At 55.2% G+C, this 26,997-nt stretch carries 25 protein-coding genes; 24 read left to right on the forward strand and 1 reads right to left on the reverse strand.

What is annotated here, in order from left to right; translation table 11 throughout:
* Position 1: 1 nt before the first annotated feature.
* From EKL30_RS15285 to trmD, 12 genes are all read left to right on the forward strand, one after another.
* Positions 2-1,375: a hypothetical protein gene (locus EKL30_RS15285; protein ID WP_126708113.1), complete on the forward strand. Its 1,374-nt coding sequence runs from the start codon at positions 2-4 to the stop codon at positions 1,373-1,375.
* 88 nt (positions 1,376-1,463) lie between these two features.
* Positions 1,464-1,817, forward strand: a complete 354-nt coding sequence (locus EKL30_RS15290; protein ID WP_126708114.1) for a hypothetical protein — start codon at positions 1,464-1,466, stop codon at positions 1,815-1,817.
* Positions 1,817-3,619 carry an ATPase, T2SS/T4P/T4SS family gene (locus EKL30_RS15295; RefSeq protein WP_126708115.1) on the forward strand — a complete coding sequence of 601 codons (1,803 nt, stop codon included), beginning with the start codon at positions 1,817-1,819 and terminating at the stop codon, positions 3,617-3,619. The genes EKL30_RS15290 and EKL30_RS15295 overlap by 1 nt, the downstream gene beginning before the upstream one ends.
* Positions 3,616-4,746 (forward strand): general secretion pathway protein, encoded by a 1,131-nt coding sequence (locus tag EKL30_RS15300; protein ID WP_126708116.1) that lies wholly within the window; start codon positions 3,616-3,618, stop codon positions 4,744-4,746. Before EKL30_RS15295 ends, EKL30_RS15300 begins: the two co-directional genes overlap by 4 nt.
* Positions 4,747-4,774: 28 nt before the next feature.
* Entirely contained in the window at positions 4,775-5,344 is a 570-nt protein-coding gene (locus EKL30_RS15305; protein ID WP_126708117.1) for a type 4 pilus major pilin, read from the forward strand.
* Positions 5,345-5,353: 9 nt separating this feature from the next.
* Positions 5,354-6,376, forward strand: coding sequence for a type II secretion system protein (locus tag EKL30_RS15310; protein WP_126708118.1), 1,023 nt, complete (start codon positions 5,354-5,356; stop codon positions 6,374-6,376).
* A 31-nt stretch (positions 6,377-6,407) separates the two neighbouring features.
* Positions 6,408-6,908 carry an ureidoglycolate lyase gene (locus tag EKL30_RS15315; RefSeq protein WP_126708119.1) on the forward strand — a complete coding sequence of 167 codons (501 nt, stop codon included), beginning with the start codon at positions 6,408-6,410 and terminating at the stop codon, positions 6,906-6,908.
* Positions 6,909-6,988: 80 nt separating this feature from the next.
* Complete coding sequence (gene alaS, locus EKL30_RS15320; RefSeq protein ID WP_126708120.1) at positions 6,989-9,610, forward strand: alanine--tRNA ligase; 2,622 nt, start codon at positions 6,989-6,991, stop codon at positions 9,608-9,610.
* A 72-nt stretch (positions 9,611-9,682) separates the two neighbouring features.
* Positions 9,683-9,928 carry a sulfurtransferase TusA family protein gene (locus tag EKL30_RS15325; RefSeq protein WP_233583162.1) on the forward strand — a complete coding sequence of 82 codons (246 nt, stop codon included), beginning with the start codon at positions 9,683-9,685 and terminating at the stop codon, positions 9,926-9,928.
* Positions 9,929-10,050: 122 nt separating this feature from the next.
* Positions 10,051-10,305 (forward strand): 30S ribosomal protein S16, encoded by a 255-nt coding sequence (gene rpsP / locus EKL30_RS15330; RefSeq protein WP_126708122.1) that lies wholly within the window; start codon positions 10,051-10,053, stop codon positions 10,303-10,305.
* 24 nt (positions 10,306-10,329) lie between these two features.
* The gene (gene rimM, locus EKL30_RS15335) at positions 10,330-10,950 is read left to right on the forward strand and encodes a ribosome maturation factor RimM (RefSeq protein ID WP_126708123.1); all 621 of its coding nucleotides are present in this window, start codon (positions 10,330-10,332) and stop codon (positions 10,948-10,950) included.
* A 99-nt stretch (positions 10,951-11,049) separates the two neighbouring features.
* Positions 11,050-11,829 carry a tRNA (guanosine(37)-N1)-methyltransferase TrmD gene (trmD, locus tag EKL30_RS15340; RefSeq protein ID WP_126708124.1) on the forward strand — a complete coding sequence of 260 codons (780 nt, stop codon included), beginning with the start codon at positions 11,050-11,052 and terminating at the stop codon, positions 11,827-11,829.
* Positions 11,830-11,928: 99 nt separating this feature from the next.
* On the opposite strand, the gene EKL30_RS15345 is transcribed toward trmD, so the two are convergent.
* A complete protein-coding gene (locus tag EKL30_RS15345; RefSeq protein ID WP_126708125.1) occupies positions 11,929-14,796 on the reverse strand; it encodes a valine--tRNA ligase in 2,868 nt (955 codons plus the stop codon).
* 336 nt (positions 14,797-15,132) lie between these two features.
* Between EKL30_RS15345 and ndk the strand changes: the two genes are divergently transcribed.
* From ndk to hflK, 12 genes are all read left to right on the forward strand, one after another.
* Positions 15,133-15,558, forward strand: coding sequence for a nucleoside-diphosphate kinase (gene ndk / locus EKL30_RS15350; RefSeq protein WP_126708126.1), 426 nt, complete (start codon positions 15,133-15,135; stop codon positions 15,556-15,558).
* Between the two features lie 37 nt (positions 15,559-15,595).
* Positions 15,596-16,753 carry a 23S rRNA (adenine(2503)-C(2))-methyltransferase RlmN gene (gene rlmN / locus EKL30_RS15355; protein WP_126708127.1) on the forward strand — a complete coding sequence of 386 codons (1,158 nt, stop codon included), beginning with the start codon at positions 15,596-15,598 and terminating at the stop codon, positions 16,751-16,753.
* The gene (locus EKL30_RS15360; protein WP_126708128.1) at positions 16,750-17,247 is read left to right on the forward strand and encodes a RodZ family helix-turn-helix domain-containing protein; all 498 of its coding nucleotides are present in this window, start codon (positions 16,750-16,752) and stop codon (positions 17,245-17,247) included. Before rlmN ends, EKL30_RS15360 begins: the two co-directional genes overlap by 4 nt.
* Positions 17,244-18,548 carry a flavodoxin-dependent (E)-4-hydroxy-3-methylbut-2-enyl-diphosphate synthase gene (ispG, locus tag EKL30_RS15365; protein ID WP_126708129.1) on the forward strand — a complete coding sequence of 435 codons (1,305 nt, stop codon included), beginning with the start codon at positions 17,244-17,246 and terminating at the stop codon, positions 18,546-18,548. The genes EKL30_RS15360 and ispG overlap by 4 nt, the downstream gene beginning before the upstream one ends.
* 23 nt (positions 18,549-18,571) lie before the next feature.
* On the forward strand, positions 18,572-19,858 hold the full coding sequence (hisS, locus tag EKL30_RS15370) for a histidine--tRNA ligase (RefSeq protein WP_126708130.1): 1,287 nt from the start codon (positions 18,572-18,574) through the stop codon (positions 19,856-19,858).
* Between the two features lie 2 nt (positions 19,859-19,860).
* Positions 19,861-20,496, forward strand: a complete 636-nt coding sequence (locus tag EKL30_RS15375) for a tetratricopeptide repeat protein (protein ID WP_126708131.1) — start codon at positions 19,861-19,863, stop codon at positions 20,494-20,496.
* A gap of 3 nt (positions 20,497-20,499) precedes the next feature.
* Positions 20,500-21,657: an outer membrane protein assembly factor BamB gene (gene bamB, locus EKL30_RS15380; protein ID WP_126708132.1), complete on the forward strand. Its 1,158-nt coding sequence runs from the start codon at positions 20,500-20,502 to the stop codon at positions 21,655-21,657.
* Positions 21,654-23,093 carry a ribosome biogenesis GTPase Der gene (gene der / locus EKL30_RS15385; RefSeq protein ID WP_126708133.1) on the forward strand — a complete coding sequence of 480 codons (1,440 nt, stop codon included), beginning with the start codon at positions 21,654-21,656 and terminating at the stop codon, positions 23,091-23,093. The genes bamB and der overlap by 4 nt, the downstream gene beginning before the upstream one ends.
* Positions 23,093-24,175 carry a histidinol-phosphate transaminase gene (hisC, locus tag EKL30_RS15390; RefSeq protein WP_126708134.1) on the forward strand — a complete coding sequence of 361 codons (1,083 nt, stop codon included), beginning with the start codon at positions 23,093-23,095 and terminating at the stop codon, positions 24,173-24,175. The genes der and hisC overlap by 1 nt, the downstream gene beginning before the upstream one ends.
* Before the next feature lie 115 nt (positions 24,176-24,290).
* Positions 24,291-24,527, forward strand: a complete 237-nt coding sequence (hfq, locus tag EKL30_RS15395; protein WP_073101368.1) for an RNA chaperone Hfq — start codon at positions 24,291-24,293, stop codon at positions 24,525-24,527.
* A gap of 75 nt (positions 24,528-24,602) precedes the next feature.
* A complete protein-coding gene (hflX, locus tag EKL30_RS15400; RefSeq protein ID WP_126708135.1) occupies positions 24,603-25,700 on the forward strand; it encodes a GTPase HflX in 1,098 nt (365 codons plus the stop codon).
* The gene (gene hflK / locus EKL30_RS15405; protein WP_126708136.1) at positions 25,675-26,988 is read left to right on the forward strand and encodes an FtsH protease activity modulator HflK; all 1,314 of its coding nucleotides are present in this window, start codon (positions 25,675-25,677) and stop codon (positions 26,986-26,988) included. Before hflX ends, hflK begins: the two co-directional genes overlap by 26 nt.
* Positions 26,989-26,997: the final 9 nt, after the last annotated feature.

Raw genomic sequence — 26,997 nt, forward strand, 5'->3', positions numbered from 1 at the left:
CATGGGTGTCGCCGGCTCCTTTATCATTCCGCTGTCTTCCACGAACCTGGTGTTCGGCCTGGAATGGCTGCCGCTTCTGGGTGGGCGTGCCGATCGGACTGGATTGCGCTTGGCCAGACTGCATCGCGCGACGCATATGGTGCTTGCCGGGGACTCCGCCGGTTCGGTTGGCGTGGTAACACTGAAATCCGAACGGCAGCATCGGAAGAAGCCTTTCCATTCGGCAGCGCAAAATGTGGCGCAGCTATTCGCCACCGGAACGATCGCTTTGCTGCTTGACCTCGAACGCGTCGGTTTCTGGCTAGTCGCAGTGCACGAGGGCGCGGTGATCGCCCGCACCGATCGCTTGTACCGATCGAGGAACGACGCCGGGAAAGTGCTTGAAGAGCTGCACCAGGCATATCCACAAATCGTATTGCTGGGCAGTCCCGAGGCTCCCGATTTGCCCGATCTCGATGCCCTCGAAGCTGCCAGCTCCGCACATAGTCAATTGTTCGGAGTCGGACGCTGGAACTCATTGCTTCCCTGGCCTGTACAGTGTTTTGTCCTTGCGCTGTTGTTGGTGCTGCTCATACCGCGGGTGTGGCAATTTTTTCAGCGCGACACAGTGGCCGCGTCTTCCGTACAGGCCGCGGACCCGCGGTTAGCGTGGCAAAACGCTATTGAAAGGTCGGCCCATAATCATTTCGTACACGGTATTCAAGGCACACGGGTATTGCTCGACACCCTTTACGAACTACCGACGAGGGTGAGTGGGTGGAATCTGCGTCAGGCTGAATGCCTTATGAAGATACGGCAATGGCAATGCCAGGCCCGTTATGAAAGACTCGGTATCGAGGCCAGCAACAGCGAATTTCTGGCGCAAGTGCCGGCGGGATGGAGCGTCGATTTCGTCTCTTTGGACCGCGCGCAACCTTCGTGGCACATCGACTTTTATGGGGCGCCGCTGTCTGCTGTTCACCTTAAGACCTCGGCAAATAATGAACGCGATTTATTCAGTGCATTGCAGGCAATCCGGCCAGCGTTCGGCCACATCCAGATTGGAAAACCTACAGCCCTGTCAGTTTCTGTTCCCGTTGATGCGAATGGAAAGCCATTGCTAAGGCCTCGCGAAGTTTTGCATTATTTCACGCGCCGCATGCAGGTCAATGGACCCTTGCGCTCGGGCAGCCTGCTGCTGCCACATACCGCATCGGTGGCGTGGAACAAAGTTGCCCTGACTGTTCAGAACATTGAAACACCGGGCTTGAAAAGCAGCAGTTTGAACTTGTCTCTTGAAGGAGTGCTGTATGAAATTGAAGCTCATCCCGAAGATAGTTCCCCTTACAACAATGAATCGTTCGTCGCTTTCGACAGCGAGCCGGCCGTATTTTAAGGCCATCGCATTAGCCGTGCTGGTACTGTGCACGCCAACGGTTTGCCGCGCGTCCGTTTCGGCGATTAACGATTTATCGGGGGATCAAATGTCGGTGCGTGAATTGATGCGCCTGGACACCGCATTGGCTCTGAGTCACGCTAAAAAGTCTCTTCGAAAGCAAGACAATACCGGGTCCGCCGTAGCAGGCAGCGAACGTATGATGCATAGCGGGTCACTTAATCTTGTGGCCATCTATGGGGTCGGCAAAAAGTTGTTGGCCGAAGTCACCGTCGGCACTCAACAATATGTTTATATGCGAGGCCAAGCCTTGCCGGTAGGGGTGAAGGCCAACTCTTCAGCTTATCTGCTGCGCGGCATTTCAGGATCCTGTGTACAGCTCGAGCGCAAGGACGAAGCGCATACGCTCTGCCTGCACCCTTCTTTGTGGACCGCCAAGTAATGGCGACGTTTTCTGTTTGGCGCGGTAGAGGCGGGCGATCAGTTGGCACACGTTCCGATATAGCGCTGCGTTTTGATGCCGCCCAGGCGGTGGTCATCTCCAGTGCGGAAGAATTGGCCGCAATGTCGCCCGGTTTTTTACATTCCGTTAGCAAGCAGTTCAATGTCGACCTACTGGCGGCGCGCCTTTGTCCGGTTCTGTTGATGGACCAGTCTGTGGCCATTTTTGCGCTGGCCGAGCATGTTGGCAGTGACCAGGCCGACGAACTGGCCCGACAAATCATCAAGTCGGGTTACGCGCCCGCCAACCCGGCGCGCTACGTGCTGGCGGCCCCTCTGCTACTGGCTATTGCGCGCCAGCAGATCACAGCGCAATCGCTGTCCAGCCAACCCGGCGTAAGGTTGACGCAATCCAAAACGGCATTGGCGGACGCTTTTCAGGATCTGGTGGAATGGGGTGTGCGCAATGGTGCGAGCGACCTGCACCTGAATGTCTGCTTGCGCGAACCCGTGTCGCAGGTGAAATACTCGCTTTCGGGGCGCTATGTAGCTCCGGAACGATTTCGCGGCATGCCTACGAGCATGCTCGTCGATATGCTTTCGGTCGCTTGGATGGATATTGTCGGCGGAAACGGCGCCGTATTCGATCCTATGCTGGAGCAACAGGGCAGCATGACGCGGTTAGTCGATGGCCGGGACATCATGTTGCGATGGGCCTCGCTGGCATCAGACAATGGCCCGAGTGTATGTTTGCGGCTGCTCGAGCGCGAAACCTCGGCGCGCCTGCCTTCACTAAGCGAGCTGGGTTATTTAGATGACCAGGTAGAGCTCATCAAACGCGTGATGCTTTCCGAAGGCGGGGCAGTCATCTTTGCCGGGACCGTAGGTTCAGGAAAGTCCACGACTTTGGCCTCCCTTATTGCTGGTATTCCATCGCATCGCAAAGTCATCACCATAGAGGATCCCGTCGAATACCTTATTCCCCATGCCATACAGAATACGGTTGCCAGAAACCTCGATGTTGCGGCTCATCAGAATTATGCGGCCAAGTTAAGAGCGTTGAAGCGTTCCGCCATGAGCGACGTGTTATTGGGGGAAATTCGTGACGAGGAAACAGGGCGGGCGTTCATGGATTTAGCGGGCTCCGGCGTGAATATCTACACCACTGTCCACGCTGCTTCCGCACTCCTTGTCCCCGAACGGCTGGCCTCTGATTTCATAGGTGTCTCACGGGATTTCCTGGCGATGCCCGGTTTGCTCAAGCTGCTGGTGTTCCAGGCGTTGCTGCCCGTCCTTTGTGCTGATTGCGCGCTGCCCGCTCATAGCTTGTACGACAGTAGCCGGCATGCCGGCTTGGGCTTTCGAACGGAAAAACAATGGAGAGTCTGGCTAGGCCTGATTCACGAGATGTTCGGTTATCCAATCGAGGGATTCCGAGTTCGAAACCTTGCGGGCTGTGCGAGTTGTGCCAGACCGCATCTGGCAGACCTTAACGGATACGCAGGGCGCACAGTCGTGGCTGAGGCCATTGAGCCTGAACTTTGGCCTGAGTTCCTGCAAGGCATACGCCAGGGCGATATGCAGGCCTGCCTAGACTCCCAATCGCCATGGGACCCGGCATATTCCAATGAAATGACCGTTAGCCGTTCTGCGTTGGATTGCGCGGTATTGAAGGCGAGCCAGGGCCTGATCGATCCGTGCGACATCGAACTGCGCTTCCATGCATTTGAAACCGAACGGCGTCTGCGTGAGCTTCGACCGGTCCGTCGGCCAGCAGTTCAGCGGCACAGGATCGTCACATGAGCCAATTCTTTCGTCGAAATTTCGAGGCGCGATGGCGTCCAGTTCTGCACCGTCTTGACTGTTTTCGTTTTTCTTTCGTTCGCGCCGATTACTTCGATTACCTTTCCGCATTGCTGGATGGCCTGCAAGGGCGCCGAACGCTAAAAGAGGTATTTGAGCAGGATGCGAGGCGTTATGGATCTGCTTCCGTTCGGGGCAGGTTATCGAGGCGTTGGGTGCAGGGCTATCAGCTTGCCGGAGGCGACTTGTATGCCACATGGTCCGGATGTTTTCCGCAAATTGAACTGGGTCTGATACGAACCGCTCAGTCATTTGGCAATGCGGCCCTCATCAAGACATTCCGGGAGCTCGCTCACGTACTTAACCTGACCCAAAAAACCACAGAAATCCTGGTGACGACCCTGTGGGCGGCGGTTATGGCGGTGTTCTTGGTATTCGGCATGATGCTCGCCATACCGTGGTTCACGGTACCGCAGCTGACCCGCACTTTCTCCGCCGTGCCCACGGAGTATTACGGCACTCTTACCCGTTCGCTTATTGATTTTTCGGGACTGATCCAGGCGCATTACTTATTCATGGCAGTATTGCTGGTAGGGGGCTGCATGCTTTTATTGTGGTCCTTGCCAAATTCCTCCGGTCCTATACGTCGACGTCTCGAAAACTTCGCGTTGTGGCGAATCTATCGCTATGTGGCGGCGCTACGGTTTCTGGCGCTGGTGGCCATTGTGCTGGGACGCGATGATAGTGAATCCACTCAGTTGCGCACGGCACTCGTGCTGCAGAAAACTGCGACATCCAAATGGCAGCTCAGTCACATCAATGCCATGCTGGCTCGTATTGATGCGGGCATGGCAGGGGCGGATACCTTCGATACGGGTTTACTCGATCGGGAGCAGTTCTGGTTTTTTAGCGACATGGTCATGGCGCGTGGCTTACAGACGGGCCTCATGCTTGGCAGTGAGCGCTTGCGTGGGCATGTGCTCGGAACCGTCGCCAGACAGGCGACAGCCTTGCGTTGGAGCTTGTTACTTGCAAGCCTGGCTTGTTTATTAGGGGTAGGCGTATGGCATTACGCCGTGATAGACGAGCTGCGTAGGTCGCTGATGCTTTTCTACGCGAGCCAATAAGGGCGAGCGAGTTTCTCAAGGAGCTGTTATGTCTGCTGCTATTACATCCACCCAGCAAGGGTTCTCGCTTATCGAAGTATCGATCGTAACCGCCATCGTATTATTGCTCGCCATAATCGGGGTGCCGGCGATCGGAGGATATGTCGTCGAAAACAAAGTTCCGAAGGTCGGTGAGGAACTGGCGCGATTCATACTGCAAACCAAAGTGAATGCGCCTAACGGCTCAACCGAGCCATATGACGGCATTGACACGTTGAACCTGGCTAGCTTGGTGCGCGACTCCAGCATTTTTTCAGTGTCCGGCACTGGCCCGAGCACCAAGGTGCTGCACGGTTTAGGCAGTAATGGCGAGGTTAATGTCGTATCGCACGAGTCAGGCACATCATTCTCTATTACGTTGCACAAGGTCAATAATGCGGCTTGTCCTTCTATCGCGTCGGTGATGCAGCGGGTTTCGGACACGATTACCGTGACCCCGGAAAGCGGGGCGACTGCGACCGTCAAGGATATCGCCAGCAGTATCCATTACAGTGCCCTGGCAACAGAGTCCAAATGTGGCAAAGGCGACGTCAATACGTTTGTCTTCACGGCCAGCTAAGGTTCTTCCATGCGCGAACAACAGGGCTTTGCACTGATAGAACTGATCCTTGCCGCGATCGTGACGATATTGTTGGCGGTGTGGGGCACCCAGAGCCTAGTCAATAAAATCAACGATGCGAGTGCGCAGGCCAGTGCAGTGTGGATGCTGGCCGTCAAGAAGGCTTTGCATCGTTATATAGAGCGCTACGCCGATGTGTTGACTACTGCCGGACATGCGGGGGTACTCAGCAATAAAGGCTACGCTGACTGGGCTGCCCCCAGGCTGGTGGAGCTTAAATCCGATGGATTATTGTCTGCTTCCTTCCCCGAGCGGATTTCACCAGGCGGCAGCGCGTCAATGCGTTTGATGCCCAGCGGATCCTGCCCGGGGGCGTCCTGCCGGCTGGAAGCAATTGTGTATAGCGACTTGCCATTCATTTCGCCATCGACAACCCAGGTGGACGAGCAAATGGTTGCTCAGTGGATATTAGGGGCGCAGGGCTGGGGAGGTTCGGTAACACGGGCACAGCCGCATTTGCTCCAGGGTGCGGCATTCGCGTTTCCGAATCCGCCGCTGCCGGGTTCTACTTTGCCACCCGGTACTGTAGCCCTGGCCATTACCGCTGAACAACTTGGCCACCTGGATTTCTTGCGCGTTGCCGATAGCAGAGATCCTGATTTCCAGGGATCTGCTACGGTCAAGGGCAATATCAGTACCGCGGGCGATCTGCGCACCCAACGGTATCTGCATTTGGGGGCACAGGAAATCTTGCAGTCCCCGTGTGCTGAAAATAACGCCGTTGCGCGCGATGAGGCCGGGGCCCTCTTGGTGTGCAACGAAAATGTCTGGCGCTCATCAAGCCGCTCGGGAAATGGAGGCTACTCGATCAATTTGGTGTACGGTTGTCAAACCAGAGACAAGATCTCCACTGAAAACCCCGTAACGGGAAGTTGTACTTGCCCCGGGCAGTCTCGTCCTGTATTAATCTCGGACAGCGGACCGCAGACGTTTCCAGATGGCCGCACCATGGGCTATTTATGTGTCGACTGACAAGGCGCACGGAATGAAAAGGCGGAACAGGATGTACCTATTAAAACTTGAACCCTTAAGCAAAGCCGCATTTGCTCCGTTTGGCGAGGTAATTCAGGCGGAAGGCAGCGACTGGTATCCCATCAATAATGGTACGACGCGCCGTTATCACCAATTGGCTTCAGTGCAACTTATTGGCGAAGGGGCCCGAGCCGGCATCAGTCTTGCACATGGCGGTGGCCGTACGTATCCAATCATGATCAATATGCTGGAGCGGCACCCATTGGGCAGCCAGTCATGGATTCCGCTGAATCAGGTGTCGTTTATTGCAGTGGTGGCGCCGAATGGTGCGGACGACAAGCCCGATGAGTCGGGGCTGCGTGCGTTCTTGGTACAAGGAGATCAAGGTGTCAATTATTATTCGGGAACGTGGCATCACCCGCTGATAACACTAGGGCAGGGGGGCGAATTTATCGTCGTCGATCGCATCGATAGCGCGCCCAATTGCGATGAAGCGCCCTTGAGCCGGTCGTATTTGATTGACGGAAGTTAGGCGGCGCTTGAGCGCTTAGTATTTTAGGCAAAAGTGCCTCTATAATCATAGGTTACCCATTGATTAGTGCTTCTTCTGCAATGAAAACCTCCGAAATACGTCAAAAGTTTTTGTCTTTCTTTGAGTCGAAAGGCCACAATGTCGTCGCGTCGTCGTCGCTCGTACCGGGCAACGACCCGACTTTGCTGTTCACCAATGCCGGCATGGTGCAGTTCAAGGACGTATTCACAGGCAAGGACAGTCGCGCGTACAACCGCGCTGCGTCCTCGCAGCGCTGCGTGCGCGCCGGAGGAAAGCATAACGATCTAGAGAACGTGGGCTATACGGCAAGGCACCATACCTTTTTCGAGATGCTCGGCAATTTCAGCTTCGGCGATTATTTCAAGCGTGAAGCAATTCAATATGCCTGGGAGTTATTGACCGTCGTCTACGGACTGCCTGCCGAAAAGCTGTGGGTTACCGTCTATCACGAAGATAACGAAGCCTACGATATCTGGGCCAATGAAGTCGGTGTTCCCACCGAACGGATTATCCGTATTGGCGACAATAAGGGCGCCCGGTATGCGTCGGACAACTTCTGGCAAATGGCCGACACTGGCCCCTGCGGGCCTTGTTCGGAAATATTTTACGATCACGGTCCGGAAATCTGGGGCGGCCTTCCGGGATCGCCCGAAGAAGACGGCGACCGTTACATCGAAATCTGGAATCTTGTGTTCATGCAGTTCGAGCGGGACGCCGCCGGTAACATGCCGAAGCTGCCCAAGCCATGCGTGGATACCGGCATGGGGCTGGAACGTATTGCGGCCGTTTTACAAGACGTTCATTCCAATTACGAAATTGATCTTTTTCAGGCGCTGATCGCCGCCGCGGCCCGGGAAACGGGCACAAGCGACTTGAACAACAACTCGTTGAAGGTTATTGCCGATCACATCCGCGCCTGCAGTTTCCTGATTGTCGATGGCGTCATTCCAAGTAATGAAGGGCGGGGTTATGTGCTGCGCCGTATCGTGCGCCGCGCATTGCGTCACGGTCACAAACTGGGTCAATCGGGAACTTTTTTCCATCGTCTGGTGGGGGACCTGGTCGCACAGATGGGCGACGCGTATCCCGAACTCGCATCTCAGCAATCACGGGTCGAGCAAGTCCTGAAGCAAGAAGAAGAACGTTTCAGCGAAACTCTGGAAAACGGGATGAAAATCCTGGACTCAGCGCTCAACAATATTGGCGAAAATGGGGTGCTCGATGGGCAGACTCTGTTTACGCTATACGACACCTACGGTTTTCCAGTTGATCTGACTGCCGACATTTGTCGCGAGCGCAATGTGCAAATCGACCAGGAAGGGTTCGATACAGCGATGAACCGTCAGCGCGATCAAGCGCGCGCTGCGGGCAAGTTCAAGGCGATAGAAGGCCTGGCCTATTCCGGCGCTTCGACTCGTTTCGAAGGCTACGAACGCTTGCAGTCTCCGGGCAAAGTCACGGCCCTATATGTCGATGGTTCCTCGGCCGACTCCGTGACCGCCGGGCAGCATGCGATTGTGGTGCTGGACGTTACTCCGTTTTATGCCGAGTCTGGCGGGCAAGTTGGCGATACAGGCGTGCTCGAAGGCAGCGGTACACAGTTCCAGGTCAGCGATACGCTCAAAATCCAGAATGGCGTCTTTGGCCATCATGGTGAAGTGCTCCAGGGTACGCTCTCCATCGGCGACGAGGTCAACGCCCAAGTCGATACTGTTCATCGTGCGCGCACGGTACGTAATCACTCTGCGACCCATTTAATGCATAAGGCATTGCGCCAGGTGCTTGGCGCCCATGTTCAGCAACGCGGCTCGCTGGTCGATGCCGAAAAGACTCGATTTGATTTTGCGCACGATGCGCCCATGACAGCGGAGCAGATCATCGAGGTCGAACAGATCGTCAATGCTCAGGTGCTCGACAACCACGCCACTAACGCGCAAATCATGCCTTACGATGAAGCTGTGCAGGGCGGGGCCATGGCTTTATTCGGCGAAAAGTACGGCGACACGGTGCGCGTGCTGGACATCGGATTCTCCCGCGAGCTATGCGGGGGCACCCATGTTGCGCGTACCGGCGACATCGGTTTATTTAAAGTCCTTTCGGAAGGCGGAGTCGCGGCAGGTGTGCGCCGAATCGAAGCGATTACGGGCGACAATGCAGTACGGTGGGTTCAGGAAACCAACGATACCTTGGTCCAGGCTGCAGGCTTACTGAAAACGCAACCGGCCGAACTCGTCGATCGTATCGCGCTGATGCAAACTCAGTTCAAGACTCTTGAGCGCCAACTGGATCAATTAAAAAGCAAGCAGGCGGCGTCAGCCGGCAACGATTTGGTCTCCGAGGCCATCGCACTGGATAACGGCGCCAAACTTTTGGTCGCCAATCTCTCGGGAGCCGATCCGAAAGCCCTGCGTGGGATGGTGGATCAGCTGAAAGATCGCCTCAAATCGGCGGTTGTCGTGCTAACGACGGTGGTTGACGATAAAATCAGCCTGGTGGCGGGCGTTACTGCGGATCTCGCCAATAAGGTTAAAGCCGGTGAACTGGTCGGCATGGTGGCTGCACAGGTGGGCGGTAAAGGCGGTGGTCGCCCCGATATGGCCATGGGCGGTGGTACCGATGTCGCTGCCTTGACGCAGGCGACGTCCACCGTCGAAGGCTGGGTTCGCGAGCGGCTTAGCTAAGCAGCCGGATCGCGGGACCTTTAGTATTTCGATGGCGCCTTGTACCAAAGCGCCATTCATGGAACTATGGAAATGATTGACCCTGTTGTACCTGACGCCGACCTGGAGGTCGACGCTTCAGGACTGAAATGCCCACTGCCTATTTTGCGGGCCAAGAAAGCCTTGGCGCAACTGCAAAGTGGGCAAGTGCTCAAGGTAATCACGACCGATACGCATGCCATACAGGACTTCCAGGCATTTTCCCGGCAAACCGGCAACGCGCTTGCGGCGCAAGTTGAAACCGATGGCGGCGCCATACACTTCCTGCGGCGACGCTAAAACAGCGCCAGGGTTGTTGCTTTTTCATTGTCATTAAGCGGTTTTTGCAGATTCGGTTTGCGGATACAGACTGATAGATGCTAGAATCTTTTGTTTTTCACAGTATTTTTTAAGGATTACCAATGGTTGTGATTCGTCTAGCCCGTGGCGGCTCGAAGAAGCGTCCGTTTTACAACGTTGTAGCAGCCGACTCGCGTAATCGTCGCGACGGTCGCTTTATTGAGCGCGTGGGCTTTTACAACCCCGTAGCCAACGAAGGCCAGGAAAACATTCGTCTTGCCCTGGACCGCGTTCAATACTGGACCGACAATGGTGCGCAATTGTCGCCTGCTGTTACGCGTTTGGTCAAAGAATACTCGGCTAAAGCAGCGGCCTGATAGCGCTGCTTTACAGCATTCAAGGTGGCCAATAAAGACACTTCGCATACTGGAGCTCCTGCGGATCTGGTAGAGCTCGGGCGCATTGTGTCTGCTTATGGCGTACGTGGCTGGGTCAAGGTTCAGCCCCATTCCTCGGATGCTCAGGGATTGCTTGCGGCAAAAACCTGGTGGTTGAAAGCGCCCGTTCCGGTCGGAAGCACGGGCGTTTTGCCGTCTGCCTTCCCGGCGGGTGTTGTTGCTTGCCGCCCGCAGGGCGCTACGATTGTTGCAGAACTTAGCGTCGTTCCCGACCGGGATCACGCCGAGACCATGAAAGGGCATACGGTGTGGGTACCTCGCGCCGACTTTCCTGCAGCAGACGACGATGAATATTACTGGGTCGACCTCATCGATTGCCGGCTTTTTGGCGAGCGCGAGGGTCAGCCCGAACTTATCGGCAAGGTAATCGAGGTAGTCGATAACGGTGCCCATGCGCTGCTGCGCGTTGCTCGGGCCACCTTGAACAGCGAGGGCGAACTTGTCCTGTTGCAAAACGACAAAGGCCGCATGGTCGAAGTTCTGGTGCCGTTTGTCAGTGCGCATGTGCATACCGTCGACATCGCCAGCAAACGTCTCGACAGCAACTGGCCCGTAGACCTGTAAAATCCGATTGTTTGTCTGCAGATCTCTGCGCATCATGACTGATGCGTCGAGCCGTGTCCGTTCAGTCTGGATACTGAACCAGTAAGGCGTGCCCAAGTTATGCGGTTTGATGTAGTTTCCCTTTTTCCGGATATGTTCACCGTAGTTCGCGATCTGGGGATCACCGGCCGCGCGTATAAGCAACAGCTGTGGACGCTGGCCTTGTGGAATCCCCGCGACTTCACGCACGATGTGCACCGTACTGTGGATGATCGCCCCTATGGTGGCGGGCCTGGCATGGTAATGATGGCCGAACCGCTGGAGCATGCGGTCAACGCAGCACAGGCTGGCAGGGCCGCAGACAAAGACCAGGCTGCTCATGACCATAAGACGTCAGTCATTTTGATGAGCCCCACAGGCAAACGCTTCGATCAGGCCATGGCGCAGGAGCTGGCTCACGGAGACGGCGCGATCTTGATTTGCGGCCGCTACGAAGGCATAGATCAGCGTTTTATCGATCGTAATGTCACCCATGAAGTATCGATGGGTGATTTTGTATTGTCTGGTGGCGAAATCGCGGCGCTGGCGATTATCGATAGTGCGGTTCGTTTACTGCCCGGCGCGCTTAATGATGCAGATTCGGCGTTGCAGGATTCCTTTAATACATCATTGACCGGCTTGCTGGATAGTCCGCATTACACCAGACCCGAGGTGTACCAGGGGCAAAGTGTGCCCGCTGAGCTGATATCCGGTCATCATGCCAATATTGCCATATGGCGGCGTCAGCAGTCGCTTGCGTTAACCGCTGCGCGGCGCCCAGACCTGATAGCAGCCGCGCGCGAGGCCGGCTTGCTTTCCAGAGCGGATGAAAAGTATCTGGATCAACTGAAGCGTCGGTAAATCGCCTTTCCGGCATATCGTTTCGTAACTAGGTAGTTCCCCGATTTCCTTTCGCTTACCGGCGGCCATTGCGGCCACCGGTAAATACCAGAGCGCTGATCAAGCGAGCCTGGCGAGTTGGTCCTGTACTTTCTGCAGTGTTTCGCCAAACTGCACCACCCGCAATTTCTCTTGTTCGACGACCGCTGCAGGCGCACGCTCGACAAAACTTGCATTGGATAGCTTGCTATTCGCCTTGGCGATTTCGTTTTCGAGGCGGTCGATTTCCTTGCCCAGGCGCAGGCGCTCGGCGTCGGCATCGATCTCAACATGCAGCATCAATTGCGTATTTCCGACGACTTGGACTGGTGCGCCCAGGTCGGGCAGATGATCAACAATTTCGATCTCTTCGAGCTTGGCCAGCGCAGCCAAATATTTGCTGTTGGCTTGCAGGACTGCCCGGTCTCCTTGAGCAATCAACGGCACGCGCTGGGCGGGCGAAAGCGACATTTCGCCTCGAAGCGCACGTACCGCTTCGACCTGTGCTTTGAGCTCTGTTACCTGGGCTTCGGCGGACGTGTCGATCAAATCCAGATTAGCTTTGGGGTAAGGTTGTACGCACAAGCTGGCTGGATCGTTCATCTGACGTTTCCCGGCTACCAGGGCGACCTTTTGCCAGAGCTCTTCGGTGATGTAGGGAATAATCGGATGTGCCAATCGCAATACCGTTTCAAGCACATTGATAAGCGTGCGACGCGTTCCAAGCTGCTGTTCCGGTGTGCCATGCTGGATCTGCACTTTCGCCAGTTCTACATACCAATCGCAATATTCATCCCAAACGAAGTGGTAAAGGGCGTTGGCAATGTTGTCGAAGCGATAGTCGTCGAAACCTCGCTCAATATCACTTTCGAGACGTTGCAGCTGGCTGCTGATCCAGCGGTCTGCAAACGATAGCTCGGCGGATCTGGCAGTAGTGCCGCCAGTTTCGGGGGCCAGAGCGTGGCCTTCGGTGTTCATCAGGACGAAACGCGTAGCGTTCCACAGCTTGTTGCAGAAATTGCGATAGCCTTCGCACCGTTTGAGATCGAAATTGATATTACGGCCCAATGTTGCATAAGCTGCCATGGTAAAGCGCAATGCGTCGGTACCGTAGGCCGGAAAGCCATTGGGATAATCTTTCGCGGTTTTCTTCTTGATGCTGGCAGCCTGTTTCGGATTCATCAGTCCGCCGGTACGCTTTTCCAGCAGGTCATCCAGCGCGATACCGTCGATCAGGTCTACCGGATCTATCGTATTTCCTTTGGACTTACTCATTTTCTTGCCGTCCATATCGCAGACAAGGCCATGCACATAGACGGTGTGGAACGGTACTTTGCCCGTCAAGTGCATGCTCATCATGACCATGCGGGCGACCCAGAAGAAAATGATGTCAAAACCTGTGACCAGAACGCTGGAAGGCAAATAACGCGCAAGATCCGGATTTTCTTCGGGCCAGCCCAGATCGGTAAAGGGAACCAGGGCTGAAGAGAACCAGGTATCGAGAACGTCTTCATCGCGCTTGAGCGGGCCGCTTACGCCGGCGTCATCAGCCTGTTTTCGTGCGTCAGCTTCATTGCGAGCAACGAATATCGTGCCATTCTCCGCATACCAAGCCGGGATCTGGTGACCCCACCACAATTGACGCGAAATGCACCAGTCCTGGATTTTTTCCAACCACTGGTTGTACGTGGTGGTCCAGTTCTCGGGGTAGAACTTGATCCGTCCGTCGGCCACCACTTCCAGCGCGACATCGGTGATGCTCTTTCCTGGGTGAAGTGTCTCGGCTGGGGCGGCTTTGCTCATCGCGACAAACCACTGGTCGGTAAGCATGGGTTCAATGACTGTGTTGGTCCGGTCGCCGCGCGGAACCATCAGCTTATGCGGTTTAACGCTTTGAAGCAGGTCCTGCGCCTTCAAGTCCTCGACGATCTTTTTGCGGGCTTCGAAGCGATCCATTCCGCGATAGGCCTCGGGCGCGTCATGAGCAATTTTGGCATCAAGAGTGAGCACACTGATCATGTCAAGACCATGTCGCTGACCGACGGCATAGTCGTTAAAGTCGTGTGCAGGAGTAACCTTGACGACTCCGGTGCCGAATTCGCGATCAACGTAGTCGTCGGCGATGACTGGAATACTGCGTCCCACCAGCGGCAGCGTAACGGTGGCACCAATCAGATGGGCGTAGCGTTCGTCTTCGGGATGAACCATGACCGCCACGTCGCCCAGCATCGTCTCGGGGCGCGTGGTGGCAACCACCAAATATTCCAAGCCTTCGACGGGGACGGTGAGCGGGTAGCGGATTTCCCACATGGAACCGTCTTCTTCTTCGCTGACGACCTCCAGATCGGAGACGGCAGTGCCCAGCACAGGATCCCAGTTGACCAGGCGTTTGCCGCGATAAATCAGACCCTGTTCATGCAGCCGTACAAACGTTTCCACGACGCCGCGCGAAAGCTTGTCGTCCATGGTGAAGTACTCGCGTTTCCAGTCGCACGATGAACCAAGGCGCCGAAATTGTTCGGTGATGGCGTTGCCCGATTTCTCTTTCCACTCCCATACCTTTTCCACGAATTTCTCGCGACCCAGGTCATGGCGCGTTATATTCTGTGCGTCAAGCTGACGCTCGACGACTATCTGCGTTGCAATGCCCGCATGATCCGTACCCGGAATGAATACGGTGTCATCTCCTCGCATGCGGTGATAGCGCACCAATCCGTCCATGACGGTTTGGTTAAATGCGTGGCCCATATGCAGTGTGCCGGTGACATTGGGCGGCGGAAATTGCACGACGAAGGGCTGGCTAACGTCTCGGTCAGAAGGCTCTACATGCTGGCCGCCACTAAAGTAGCCTCGACGTTCCCATTCAGCGTACCACCGAGCTTCAATCTCTTGTGGCTCAAAGCTTTTGGATAGTTGTTCGGGGTCGTTCAGTGCGGAATTTGTGGTCATGATGTGAAAAAAAAATGCAGACAGCCGCATAGCGGCAAAAGTCTGACTATATATGAAACATGCGATGCGTGCGAAACTTCAGCCAAACCGGCAATAGCGTGCTAAAACCGCGTGTTGTCGTCGTGTGGCTTGATTATCGTCATTTTATGATGGAGTTGGCCAAGATTGGCATGTTAAAATACCCGGTTAACATAAACTTTGCCAAAGTTATTGTTTTTATTAAGAAAACCGTTTTTGTAACCCCAGCTTTTGTTGTTCGGTTGATGTGCGTCGCGCCGTTGTGAGCGTCGTACGCAGCCAGCGAGCAAAAGCTATCAATATATCCCTGGATCTCATATGGCTATTGAACGTACTCTTTCCATTATCAAACCCGATGCAGTCGCTAAAAACGTCATTGGCCAAATTGTCAGCCGTTTCGAGCAAGCCAACCTGAAAGTTATCGCCGCTCGCTTGCAGCAATTGTCCCGCGAAGATGCTCAACGCTTCTACGCTGTGCACAAAGAGCGTCCTTTCTATAAGGATCTGGTCGACTTCATGATTTCGGGTCCTGTATTCGTACAGGTATTGGAAGGCGAAAACGCCATTCAGGTGAACCGCGACCTGATGGGCGCCACCGATCCGAAAAAAGCCGACGCCGGCACTATTCGCGCTGATTTCGCCGATAGCATCGACGCCAATGCCGTTCATGGCTCCGACGCCGCAGAAACCGCCGCTGTCGAAATCGCTTTCTTCTTTCCCGAAAGCAATATTCACAGCCGTTAATTCCTGGCGATAACGCGTTATTCACTGCGCCAAATTTATGTCCTCTACTGAATCCATCAATCTTCTCGGCCTCGATATCGCCGCGCTCACCGACCTAGTCGGACAGTGGGGCGGAAAACCTTTCCGGGCCAAACAATTGCAGCGCTGGGTGCACCAGCACGGGGTGGATTCGTTCGACCAGATGACTGACTTGGCGCGTGAATTTCGCCAGCAGCTGACAGAGCACTGTTCGATTCATGCTCCCGACGTGTCAATCGAACAGCGCTCTACCGACGGCACGCGCAAATGGTTGTTTGATGTTGGTAAGAACAATGCCGTCGAGGCGGTGTTCATACCGGAAGACGATCGCGGAACCTTGTGCATTTCCAGTCAGGCCGGTTGTACGGTCGCGTGCCCATTTTGTTCTACGGGGTATCAAGGCTTCAATCGCAACCTGACTACAGCGGAAATTATTGCTCAGCTCTGGTATGCCAAGCGCGCGATTCAGGCCGATATACAAAGCTCACGCATCGGCGAAGGTGCTTTGGCCGCGCCCGAACCGGCACGGGTCATCAGTAACGTCGTCATGATGGGCATGGGCGAACCCTTGCTCAACTACGACCAAGTGTTGGGCGCTTTGCGGCTGATGCTCGACGATAACGCTTATGGCCTATCACGTCGTCGCGTAACGGTGTCAACCTCGGGCGTGGTTCCCATGATGGACCGCCTCGGCCGGGACTGCCCCGTAGCGCTGGCTGTGTCGCTGCATGCTCCCAACGATGCATTGCGAGACAGGCTCGTACCACTCAATCGCAAATATCCCCTGGCCGAGCTACTCGCTGCCTGCAATCGATATCTTGAGTTTGCGCCGCGTGACTTCATCACTTTTGAATACATCATGCTCGACGGGGTTAACGACAGCGACGAGCATGCACGCGAATTGATCACCATTGCAAAGCAAGTCCGTTGCAAGTTCAATTTGATACCGTTTAATCCCTTTCCGCAGTCAGGCCTGAAACGCTCGCCCGCTACACGTGTACGTTTGTTCGCTCAGCGTCTAATGGACGCTGGTCTCGTAACAACGGTACGCAAAACTCGTGGCGATGACATCGCGGCGGCCTGCGGGCAGCTGGCAGGCGATGTCAAAGATCGCACCCGCATCAACGAGCGCTTGCCTGACCGCGCGATCATCGCTATCAAACAGGAGCGTGGATGAATCAAACCATACTGAAAGAAGCTCGGCTAGAAGTCGTGGCAGAGCCTTCGGTTCCTACAGGAATCGGTCCCACGCTACGCAGTCTGCGCGAGGCCAAGCGCCTGTCGCCGGGGGAAGTGTCGGCCCGTCTCAAGTTCACCAGTCGTCAACTTGATGCTCTGGAAACTGAGCAATGGGATCGACTGCCAACCGGTGTGTCGTTGCGAGGCTTCGTAAAAAATTACGCCCGCTATCTAGAAGCCGATGTCGACGCGTTGTTGGCGATGCTCGATAGCCAGACCGGAACAGGCGCCGTGAAGCCTGTCGCGATATCGCGGGCGGGTTCGCTCGGTCCCGCCGACCTTCCTATACACGGTGAGCCTGTACATAGGCCGTGGGGTTGGTTGGTAATCATTCTTGTCTTATTGTTTGTCGCTGGTTTTTACGCCATCGAGCGGGGCTGGGTGCCGGACTCGTGGCTGGTGTTCGACTGGCTTAAGTCCCTGAAAAAATGAGCAACACTCCCAGCGTTACCTCTGCCAGCAATCCTTTTCCTGTAGGCGCAGCGCTTAGGCGGTCTACGCGATCCACCGTCGTCAGTTGGGGCGGCAAGTCGGTGCAAATCGGGGGCAATGCTCCAGTCGTGGTGCAGTCCATGACCAATACCGACACGACGGATGCTATTGCTACTGCTATTCAAGTCAAGGAACTGGCATTAGCCGGCTCCGAAATGGTGCGCATTACCGTTAACACACCAGAAGCGGCACGCGAGGTTGCTGCCATCCGCGAACAGCTTGACCGCATGAACGTTTCGGTCCCGTTGGTGGGTGATTTCCATTACAACGGTCACAAGCTGCTTACCCAGTTTCCAGAATGCGCTCAGGCGTTGTCCAAGTACCGGATCAATCCCGGCAACATGGGCGGTGGAAAAAAACGCGACGACAATTTCGCTCAAATGATCGAAATTGCATGCCGCTACGAAAAGCCCGTACGCATAGGGGTTAACTGGGGCAGTCTTGATCATGAGCTCATGGCGCGCATGATGGACGACAACAGCAGGCGTTCCGAGCCGTGGGAAGCACAGGCCGTGATGCGCGATGCATTGGTCGTGTCCGCCATCAGCAACGCGCAACGCGCTGAAGAGCTCGGACTCTCCCCCAATGCTATTGTGCTGTCGTGCAAAGTCAGTCACGTACAGGATCTGATCACCGTATACCAAGACCTGTCCTCGCGCTGCGACTACCCCCTGCATTTGGGGCTGACCGAAGCCGGCATGGGAAGCAAGGGGATTGTCGCTTCAACGGCTGCATTGTCGGTGCTGCTGCAGCAGGGCATAGGCGATACCATTCGAATTTCGCTTACTCCCGAGCCCGGTGGCGACCGTCGTCGAGAAGTTATCGTTGCCCAGGAAATCCTTCAAACCATGGGTTTACGAGCGTTTACGCCCATGGTGGTAGCATGCCCGGGTTGCGGGCGCACTAGCAGTACCGTCTTTCAAGAACTCGCAGACAGCATCCAGACTTACTTGCGCGAGCAAATGCCGGTCTGGAAAAACCGCTATCCCGGCGTCGAGACAATGAATGTCGCGGTGATGGGATGCGTTGTAAACGGCCCGGGCGAAAGCCGGCATGCCGACCTTGGAATCAGCTTGCCTGGTACGGGCGAAGTGCCTTCCGCGCCAGTGTTTGTCGATGGCGAACGCACGGTTACGCTCAAAGGCGATAGTATCGCCCAGGAATTCCAGGCCATTGTCGAGCAGTATGTCGAGCGCCGTTACGGTGCAGGCGATTCAAATAACAACAACGGGCGCGGCTAGCCCGGCAGGAAAACCAGAATTTTATGACGCAGTCGTTTCAAAAGGTTCGTGCCCTTACCGGCATGAAAGACGTTCTACCCGACACCAGCGCTCAGTGGGAAGCCTTGGAAGATATCGTACGCGATTGGCTTTCTGCTTACGGCTATCGCAATATGCGCACACCGGTACTAGAGCAGACCCGTTTATTTACTCGAGGAATAGGGGAAGTTACGGATATCGTCGAAAAGGAAATGTACACATTCACCGATGCCCTTAACAACGAACAGCTAACCCTTCGGCCCGAATTCACAGCAGGCATGGTTCGCGCAACGATCGAACATAATATTCTGTACGATCGGCCGCAACGGGTGTATGCCATGGGACCGGTATTCCGTCACGAAAAGCCTCAGCGCGGACGATATCGTCAGTTTCACCAGATCGATGTCGAAGCTCTCGGGTTCGCAGGCCCCGACGTCGACGCCGAACTTATCGTGATGCAGGCACGGCTGTGGAAGATGCTGGGTCTAAATGATATACGACTCGAAATGAACTCACTGGGCCACGCCGATGAGCGCGCTGCACATCGTGCCGCCCTTATTGAATATCTGGAACAGCATAAGGACGTAATGGATGCCGAGGCGCAGCGGCGCATGTATTCCAATCCGTTGCGCGTGCTCGATACAAAAAATCCAGCAATGCAGGAAATGGCAAATAACGCGCCGCGTTTGTTCGATTTTCTTGGCACCGAATCACTAGCGCATTTTGATGGTGTGTGTATGCGGTTGGCTGATGCCGGAATTGAATATCGCCTGAATACGCGGTTGGTGCGTGGTCTTGACTATTACAACCTGACTGTTTTCGAATGGGTAACTGACCGTCTGGGTGCGCAAGGTACAGTGTGCGGCGGCGGCCGCTACGACGGGCTTATCGAGCTGCTGGGTGGCAAGCCTGCTCCAGCGGTGGGGTTCGCTATTGGCGTAGAGCGATTACTGGACCTGTGCTCGCAGTCGGGAGAGCAAGTTTCGCCGCCCGAATGCCAGGTTTACATGATTCATCAAGCACCCGAAGCCCAGCGTTTAGCGGCACAATTGGCTGAATCGTTGCGAGACGCCGGTCTACGCGTCATTGTCCACGCCGGTTCCGCTGGCTTCAAATCCCAGTTCAAGCGTGCCGACGCCAGTGGCGCAACGGTAGCCGTCATCCTGGGTGCCGATGAACTTGCCTCACAAACGGCCAGCGTCAAATGGCTGCGAGAACAGGGCGAAGAGCAACCCCAACAAGAAACGATTGCACTTGATCGCCTTGTCACAGAATTGAAATTAAAGGTTTAAGCATGGCTTATGATTTAGAAGAGCAGGAAAAGCTGGACGCCCTACGAGCATGGTGGGATCGCTATGGCACCGTATGCGCCGTACTTGTTTTCGTCATTGTTGCCGGTATCGTCGGCTGGCGCGGCTGGCAGTGGTACGAAGGGCATCAGGCCGGGCAGGCCATGAGCTACTTCGAAGCCCTTGAAAGTGCCACGCGACAACAGGGCGACGACGGCGTAGCACGGATCAAGGCCGCCAGCACGACATTGCGCAGCGATTTTCCAAAGTCGGGCTATACCTCCCGCGGTGTCCTGATTGCGGCGCAGGCCTTGCAGTCGCGTAAAGATCTGGATGGAGCCCGCGAGCAACTGGAATGGCTAAGCAAAAACGGATCGGACATATCTCTCGTTTCGTTAGCCAAGCTTCGCCTCGCAGGTGTATTGCTTGAACAAAAACAGTACGATCAGGCCTTGGCGCAGCTAAGCAGCCCGTCGGCAGCATTTGCTGGGCTATATGCTGACCGCCGTGGTGATATTCTTATTGCGCAGGGCAAGATCGCCGAAGCCAGAACGGCTTGGGAAAACGCATTAAAAGAGCTCGGGTCCGATCCTGTGGCGCAAATCGTTCGATTGAAAATTGATGCATTAGGTGGAGCCTGATTTATGCAGATTGCCGTTACTCGTCGTGTTTTGCGCAACACCGTATTGGCGATTAGTGTCGTCGCGCTAGGCGGGTGCTCGTTGTTCTCTAACAGGAATCCGCGCTACGATCCCACACCCTTAACAGAATATGCCGCCGGCGTTTCGGCCAAGGTGGCGTGGTCGGTATCTATCGGCAGTGGTGGCGGTTACGGATTCGTTCCGGTCATTGTTGCTGATTCCGCTTATGCCGCGGCACCGAACGGCACCGTCAGCAAGGTCGATCTTGCATCCGGTCGCGTACAGTGGCGGGCCGATGCCAAGTCCGATCTCACAGCGGGTGTCGGTTCCGACGGTCGTACGACGGTCGTTGCGGCGGCCGACGGCACCATCGTGGCCTTCGATGATCAGGGCTCCGAGAAGTGGCGCGCCAAGGCGACCAGTGCGGTCAATGTTCCACCGGTAGTCGGTTCCGGCGTGGTAGTCGTTCGCAGCAGCGACTACCGAATTCAGGCTTTTGATGAAAATTCAGGCGAACCGCGTTGGAATATTCAGCGTCCGGGTCCTGCGCTGGCGCTCAAAACCAATATGCAGATGATCATCGTCGACGGTCTGCTGATATCAGGCCTGCCCAATGGGCGCCTTATTGCAATCGCCGCCAATAACGGTAGTGTGCAATGGGAAGGCACCGTTTCGGCCTCGCAGGGCGCCACCGACCTTGAACGCATCAGTGACGTAGTCGGTACGCCTCAAATACAAGGCCCGCTGCTTTGTGGCGTTACCTACCAGGGCCGCATGGTATGTTTTGATGTTGCGCAAGGCGGGCGTCCCGTGTGGGAACAGCGTTTTTCCAGCAACACGGGTATGACCAGCGATTCACAGCAAGCGTATGCGGCCGATCAGCGCGACGTGGTTCACAGTTTCCGCTTGGCCGATGGCCAGGAAGTATGGAAGCAAAGCGCGTTGCGTAATCGCCGTCTGTCATCTGGCGCGGTCGTCCCACAGGCAGTTGCCTTTGGCGACCTTGAGGGCTATGTGCATTTCTTATCGCGTACCGACGGCAAATTGCTGGGTCGCGTACAAGTCGGTGGCGACGCCATTACGTCGCCATTGCTGGCCACCAATCGAGGTGTGCTGGTACAAACAGGTAATGGCAATTTGGTTTTGGTTGGTGTCAATTGAATAGTGTTAAGTTCAAACCGGTAGTCGCCCTTGTAGGCCGTGCCAACGTGGGCAAATCCACGTTGTTTAACCGGATTACCCGCTCACGCGCAGCCCTGGTCGCTGATTTCTCGGGTCTGACGCGCGATCGTCACTACGGAGAAGGGCGGGTCGGCAGACACCCCTTCATCGCCGTCGATACGGGGGGGTTCGAGCCCGTTGCTAAAGAGGGCATTCTGCTCGAAATGGCGCGCCAGACTCAACAAGCGATCGCCGAAGCTGATGTCGTCATTTTTTTGGTGGACGCGCGCGCCGGCATCAATGCGCACGACCACGAGATTGCGCGGCTGCTACGCAAGACGGGCCAGCGCGTATTGCTGGCAGTAAATAAAGCCGAAGGCATGCGTTATGGTTCGGCCGCTTCTGAATTTCACGAACTGGGATTGGGCGAACCACATCCTATTTCTGCCTCGCATGGCGATGGGGTGGTCGACCTCATCGAACTGGCTTTGTCGTACCTCGACGCAGACGCTGACGAAAACGACGCCATAGTTGAACCCCATGAAGCCTTCCCCGATCTGGATGAAGCAAATGCCGCTTTCGAAGACGATGAGACCGACGCAGGCGAGGCCGACGCCGATGTCGTCAATCATCGTATCAAGCTGGCCATTGTGGGGCGCCCCAACGTCGGCAAATCGACCCTCATCAATACGCTACTCGGCGAAGAGCGCGTGATCGCGTTCGATATGCCAGGTACCACGCGTGACGCCATCGAAATCGAATTTGAACGAGGCGGAGTCTCTTATACCCTGATCGACACGGCGGGTCTTCGACGGCGCGGGAAGGTATTCGAAGCCGTCGAGAAGTTTTCGGTCATCAAGACATTGCAAGCCATCGAAGCCTGTAACGTAGTCTTGCTGCTGCTTGACGCACAAGCTGAAATTTCCGACCAAGATGCCCATATAGCTGGCTTTGTGCTCGAGACTGGCAGGGCCCTTGTCGTAGGCATCAATAAGTGGGACGGCTTGGACAGTGAGCAGCGCGAACGCATCCTGCGTGAATTTGAACGCAAACTGCGCTTCTTATCTTTCGCGAAAATGCACACCATCTCGGCGTTGAATGGTCAGGGCGTGAGCGCACTGATCAAGTCCGTCAATTCGGCACATGCCGCCGCGTTTGCCAAGCTTTCTACGCCAAAACTTACGCGAATTCTACAGGCGGCCGTCGAACAGCAGCCACCGCCGCGAAAAGGCATATTCCGGCCGAAAATGCGATATGCCCACCAGGGCGGACAAAATCCACCGCTTATTGTCATCCACGGCAATGCATTGGACGCCATTTCGGATTCCTACCGACGCTACCTTGAAACCCGTTTCCGCACGACGTTCAAGTTGGAAGGCACACCGTTGCGCATCGAATTCAAATCTTCGCATAACCCATACATACAGGGGGCATAGTGAGTCGTTTCTGGAGTGATCATGTCATTGAACTGGCGCCGTATACGCCTGGCGAGCAGCCCAAGATAGCGCAGCTTCTCAAGCTGAATACGAACGAGCACCCATTTGGACCGTCGCCGCGCACACTTGAAGCGATCAGGGCCGCCACCAACGATGGCTTGCGCCTGTATCCTGACAACGACTCGACTTCTTTACGTGAGGCTGTAGCCCAGTTGCATGGCCTGACGGCGGCCCAGGTGTTTCCGGGAAATGGCTCGGACGAAGTGCTGGCCCACATATTTAACGGCCTGTTCCGTCATGCTGACCGTCCCTTGCTCATGCCTGACATCACCTATAGTTTTTATCGCACGTATTGTCAGCTATACAAGATTCCCTGCCAGATTGTTCCGCTGGCCGAAGATTTCTCCATCCGGGTGTCTGATTACACAGCGCATCACGCTGTTAAGCCCGCCGGGATTATTTTTGCCAATCCGAATGCGCCGACCGGCATAGCGCTTGGTTTGGCCGATATCGAGGCGATTGCCATGGCCAACCCCGACGTGCCGGTGGTCATCGACGAGGCTTATGTCGACTTTGGTGCAGATTCGGCTGTGGCTTTATTAAGAAAGTGCGACAACATTGTTGTGGTCCATACCTTGTCCAAGTCGCGTTCTCTGGCCGGCTTGCGTGTAGGATTCGCCCTTGCCAGCAAGGAAATCGTCGAGGGCCTGCAGCGCGTCAAGGACAGCTTTAATTCGTATCCGCTAGACCGTCTTGCGCAAGCGGGGGCTGTGGCAGCAATACAAGATACTGCGTACTTCGAACGGGGTCGGCAAGCCATTATCCAGACACGTGAGTGGCTTGTGAAACAATTGGCTACGCTTGGATTCGAAGTTTTACCGTCGCACGCTAACTTCGTTTTTGCGCGTCATCCCGATCACGAAGGCGCGGCGCTCAGCCAAGCATTACGGGACAATGGCATTTTAGTGCGCCATTTCAGTCTACCCAGAATAGACCGATTTTTGCGGATTACCGTCGGTACTCGTGAAAACAGTGAGCGCCTTTGTAATACCTTGTCCGAAATATTATTGAAAACCCATTAAAATTGTGTTCATACTGGTGTTTCGATGGGCCCAGCCCCAGCGCGATCAGGGAAAACCCTGTACAGTAGATCCTTTCACCAAATCACTTTATAACAACACAATTGGAGCCTAGCCAATGAGCAATAAAGGGCAAACACTACAAGATCCGTTTTTAAATGCTTTACGCAAGGATCACGTGCCCGTATCGATTTACCTGGTTAACGGAATCAAACTGCAAGGTCAGGTTGAGTCATTTGATCAATATGTCGTTCTGTTACGTAATACCGTTACCCAAATGGTTTACAAACACGCAATTTCCACCGTGGTGCCTGCGCGTCCGGTAGTCTTTCAAGTGGATGAGCCTTCTGAGTAATCCTCCGCTTCAAAATATTCGCGAAACACCCGCCGTGTGCCTCGTGCCGGCGGGTATTTCGTTTGGGCTGCAGCGATGAAGGCCCTTATCATTCATGTGGATCTCGGCAAGCCCGACTATCAGGCGCACGCTGACGAATTCGTTATGCTCGCCAAGGGCGCGGGCGCAGAAATTGTTGCGACCGTCGTCGCTCGGCGGGCCCGGCCTGACGCGGCCTTGTTCATCGGGAGTGGCAAGCTTGATGAGGCTAAATTGATTGCTGACGAGGCTCAGGCCGAAATCATACTTTTCGATCAGCCACTTACACCGGGCCAACAACGAAATCTCGAGAATGGCTTCAATCGCCGGGTGGTTGACCGCGTAGCCCTTATTCTTGATATCTTTGCCCTTCGGGCAAAAAGTCATGAAGGTAAGCTACAAGTTGAACTGGCGCAGTTGCAGCATTTATCGACTCGCCTGACCCGGATGTGGTCTCATCTGGAGCGCCAGCGGGGCGGGATCGGCATGCGCGGGCCTGGTGAGGCTCAGCTCGAAATGGACCGCCGGATTATCGGCGACAAGGTTCGACTGTTGAAAGAACGGCTTGAACGAGTCCAGCGCCAGCGCACTACCCAACGAAGGTCGCGATCGCGTGGAAGCATCTTGTCGGTATCGCTGGTGGGTTATACCAACGCTGGCAAATCAACGCTGTTTAATTCGTTGACGCGCGCGGGCGCGTATGCCGCCGACCAGTTGTTCGCGACACTGGATACGACGACGCGGCGCATATGGATAGAAGGCGCGGGCCAAGTGGTCATCTCTGATACGGTGGGGTTCATACGTGACTTGCCGCCTACCTTGATCGCCGCTTTTCGCGCCACGCTCGAAGAGACGGTTCAGGCCGATCTGTTGTTGCATGTGGTGGATGCGTCCAGTCCTCAGCGGGATGAGCAAATCTCGGAAGTCCACAAAGTATTGCGCGACATCGGTGCTGACGAAATACCTCAAATACTTGTATATAACAAAATAGATGAAGCAGGGTACGAGCCTCGAGTCGAACGTAACGAACATGGTACGATTGCAAGAGTTTTTGTGAGCGCTCTAAAGCGCGCCGGTTTAGATGGTTTGCGTGGGGCAATTGTCGAATCAGGTCAAATCGCGGGAAATAATGCGACAAATATCGAAAATATTTAATTTGAACGATCCGGGTTGGGGTCGTGGTAACAATAACGGTTCAGAGCCGCCTCGCCGTCCTAAGGGCGACGGTCCACCAGACCTCGACGAGGTCTGGCGCGATTTCAATAATCGCCTGGGGTCCCTTTTCGGACGAAAGCCCAAGCGTGGTGGCAATCGTTTTGGCGGTGGCGACAATAACGGTTCTGGCGGTGGTATTCCCCAGCTTCCCAAAGGGTCTCCGAAGCTGGTGGGCATCGTTGCCGTCATCATCGTCGGCCTGTGGCTGGCCAGTGGCTTTCTTATCGTCCAAGAAGGCCAGGTGGCCGTAGTGACCAAATTTGGCAAGTACACCAAGACTTTGCCTCCCGGTTTGCAGTGGCGTCTTCCGTACCCCGTTGAAAATCACCAGATGGTTAATATTTCGCAGTTGCGTACATTTGAAGTCGGCTATCGCGGAACGGCTCGCAATAAGGTGTTGCCTGAATCGCTGATGCTCACGACTGACGAAAACATCGTCGATCTGCAATTTGTGGTGCAGTACCGTCTGATGTCCACAGGCGCGCCCGATTACCTGTTCAAGACCAGCCAGCCCGATGAATCGGTGCGGCAGGCTGCCGAAACCGCCATGCGCGAAATCGTCGGCAAAAAGCCTATGGATTTCGTGTTGTATTCGGGCCGGACTGAAGTGGCCAACGAAGTACAGAAGCTTGCCCAAAACATACTCGATCGATACCAGACCGGTATTCAAATCAGTACTGTCGCTATCCAGAACGTCCAGCCGCCCGAGCAAGTTCAGGCAGCCTTCGACGACGCTGTAAAAGCCGGCCAGGATCGTGAGCGACAAATCAACGAAGGTAATGCCTATTCCAATAAGGTACTGCCTGAAGCACAGGGTCAGGTTGCCCGCATGGTTGAAGAAGCCGAAGGTTATCGTGCCACAGTAATTGGCGATGCCGAAGGTGATACTTCGCGCTTTACCAGCATTGAAGTGGAATTCGCCAAGGCTCCTGACGTTACTCGCGAGCGTATGTATTTATCGACTATGCAAGAAATTCTCGAGAACTCCAGCAAGATCATGATCGACTCGCAGGCAAGCAACAATATGCTGTATTTGCCCCTGGACAAGATCATGCGTCAGGCTGCCGGCTCTCGTAGCGGCTCAGGCGCCACGGTCGAAAGTTCGGCGGCCGCCGCAGCGGCTGCAGCGCAGCCGGCCAAGGCGACAAATACTCCTGCCAAAACCCGTACGCCCGATAGCAGCGCTCCCGCAAAGAGCTCGCTGTTAACGAGTCCGTATTCACGCTAGGAGGCCATG

The sequence above is a fragment of the Candidimonas sp. SYP-B2681 genome, assembly GCF_003971065.1.
Classification (GTDB): domain Bacteria; phylum Pseudomonadota; class Gammaproteobacteria; order Burkholderiales; family Burkholderiaceae_B; genus Pollutimonas.

What these genes read in the sequence shown, in the direction of transcription:
- EKL30_RS15315 (WP_126708119.1), top strand. Translation starts at nt 6,408, where the DNA reads ATGTACCTATTAAAACTTGAACCCTTAAGCAAAGCCGCATTTGCTCCG.
- trmD (WP_126708124.1), top strand. Translation starts at nt 11,050, where the DNA reads ATGCGGTTTGATGTAGTTTCCCTTTTTCCGGATATGTTCACCGTAGTT.
- hisS (WP_126708130.1), top strand. Translation starts at nt 18,572, where the DNA reads ATGACGCAGTCGTTTCAAAAGGTTCGTGCCCTTACCGGCATGAAAGAC.
- EKL30_RS15325 (WP_233583162.1), top strand. Translation starts at nt 9,683, where the DNA reads ATGATTGACCCTGTTGTACCTGACGCCGACCTGGAGGTCGACGCTTCA.
- EKL30_RS15285 (WP_126708113.1), top strand. Translation starts at nt 2, where the DNA reads ATGGGTGTCGCCGGCTCCTTTATCATTCCGCTGTCTTCCACGAACCTG.
- bamB (WP_126708132.1), top strand. Translation starts at nt 20,500, where the DNA reads ATGCAGATTGCCGTTACTCGTCGTGTTTTGCGCAACACCGTATTGGCG.
- rpsP (WP_126708122.1), top strand. Translation starts at nt 10,051, where the DNA reads ATGGTTGTGATTCGTCTAGCCCGTGGCGGCTCGAAGAAGCGTCCGTTT.
- rlmN (WP_126708127.1), top strand. Translation starts at nt 15,596, where the DNA reads ATGTCCTCTACTGAATCCATCAATCTTCTCGGCCTCGATATCGCCGCG.
- ndk (WP_126708126.1), top strand. Translation starts at nt 15,133, where the DNA reads ATGGCTATTGAACGTACTCTTTCCATTATCAAACCCGATGCAGTCGCT.
- ispG (WP_126708129.1), top strand. Translation starts at nt 17,244, where the DNA reads ATGAGCAACACTCCCAGCGTTACCTCTGCCAGCAATCCTTTTCCTGTA.
- hflX (WP_126708135.1), top strand. Translation starts at nt 24,603, where the DNA reads ATGAAGGCCCTTATCATTCATGTGGATCTCGGCAAGCCCGACTATCAG.
- alaS (WP_126708120.1), top strand. Translation starts at nt 6,989, where the DNA reads ATGAAAACCTCCGAAATACGTCAAAAGTTTTTGTCTTTCTTTGAGTCG.
- hfq (WP_073101368.1), top strand. Translation starts at nt 24,291, where the DNA reads ATGAGCAATAAAGGGCAAACACTACAAGATCCGTTTTTAAATGCTTTA.
- EKL30_RS15290 (WP_126708114.1), top strand. Translation starts at nt 1,464, where the DNA reads ATGTCGGTGCGTGAATTGATGCGCCTGGACACCGCATTGGCTCTGAGT.
- EKL30_RS15295 (WP_126708115.1), top strand. Translation starts at nt 1,817, where the DNA reads ATGGCGACGTTTTCTGTTTGGCGCGGTAGAGGCGGGCGATCAGTTGGC.
- EKL30_RS15305 (WP_126708117.1), top strand. Translation starts at nt 4,775, where the DNA reads ATGTCTGCTGCTATTACATCCACCCAGCAAGGGTTCTCGCTTATCGAA.
- EKL30_RS15375 (WP_126708131.1), top strand. Translation starts at nt 19,861, where the DNA reads ATGGCTTATGATTTAGAAGAGCAGGAAAAGCTGGACGCCCTACGAGCA.
- EKL30_RS15360 (WP_126708128.1), top strand. Translation starts at nt 16,750, where the DNA reads ATGAATCAAACCATACTGAAAGAAGCTCGGCTAGAAGTCGTGGCAGAG.
- EKL30_RS15345 (WP_126708125.1), bottom strand. Translation starts at nt 14,796, where the DNA reads ATGACCACAAATTCCGCACTGAACGACCCCGAACAACTATCCAAAAGC.
- hflK (WP_126708136.1), top strand. Translation starts at nt 25,675, where the DNA reads ATGCGACAAATATCGAAAATATTTAATTTGAACGATCCGGGTTGGGGT.
- EKL30_RS15310 (WP_126708118.1), top strand. Translation starts at nt 5,354, where the DNA reads ATGCGCGAACAACAGGGCTTTGCACTGATAGAACTGATCCTTGCCGCG.
- EKL30_RS15300 (WP_126708116.1), top strand. Translation starts at nt 3,616, where the DNA reads ATGAGCCAATTCTTTCGTCGAAATTTCGAGGCGCGATGGCGTCCAGTT.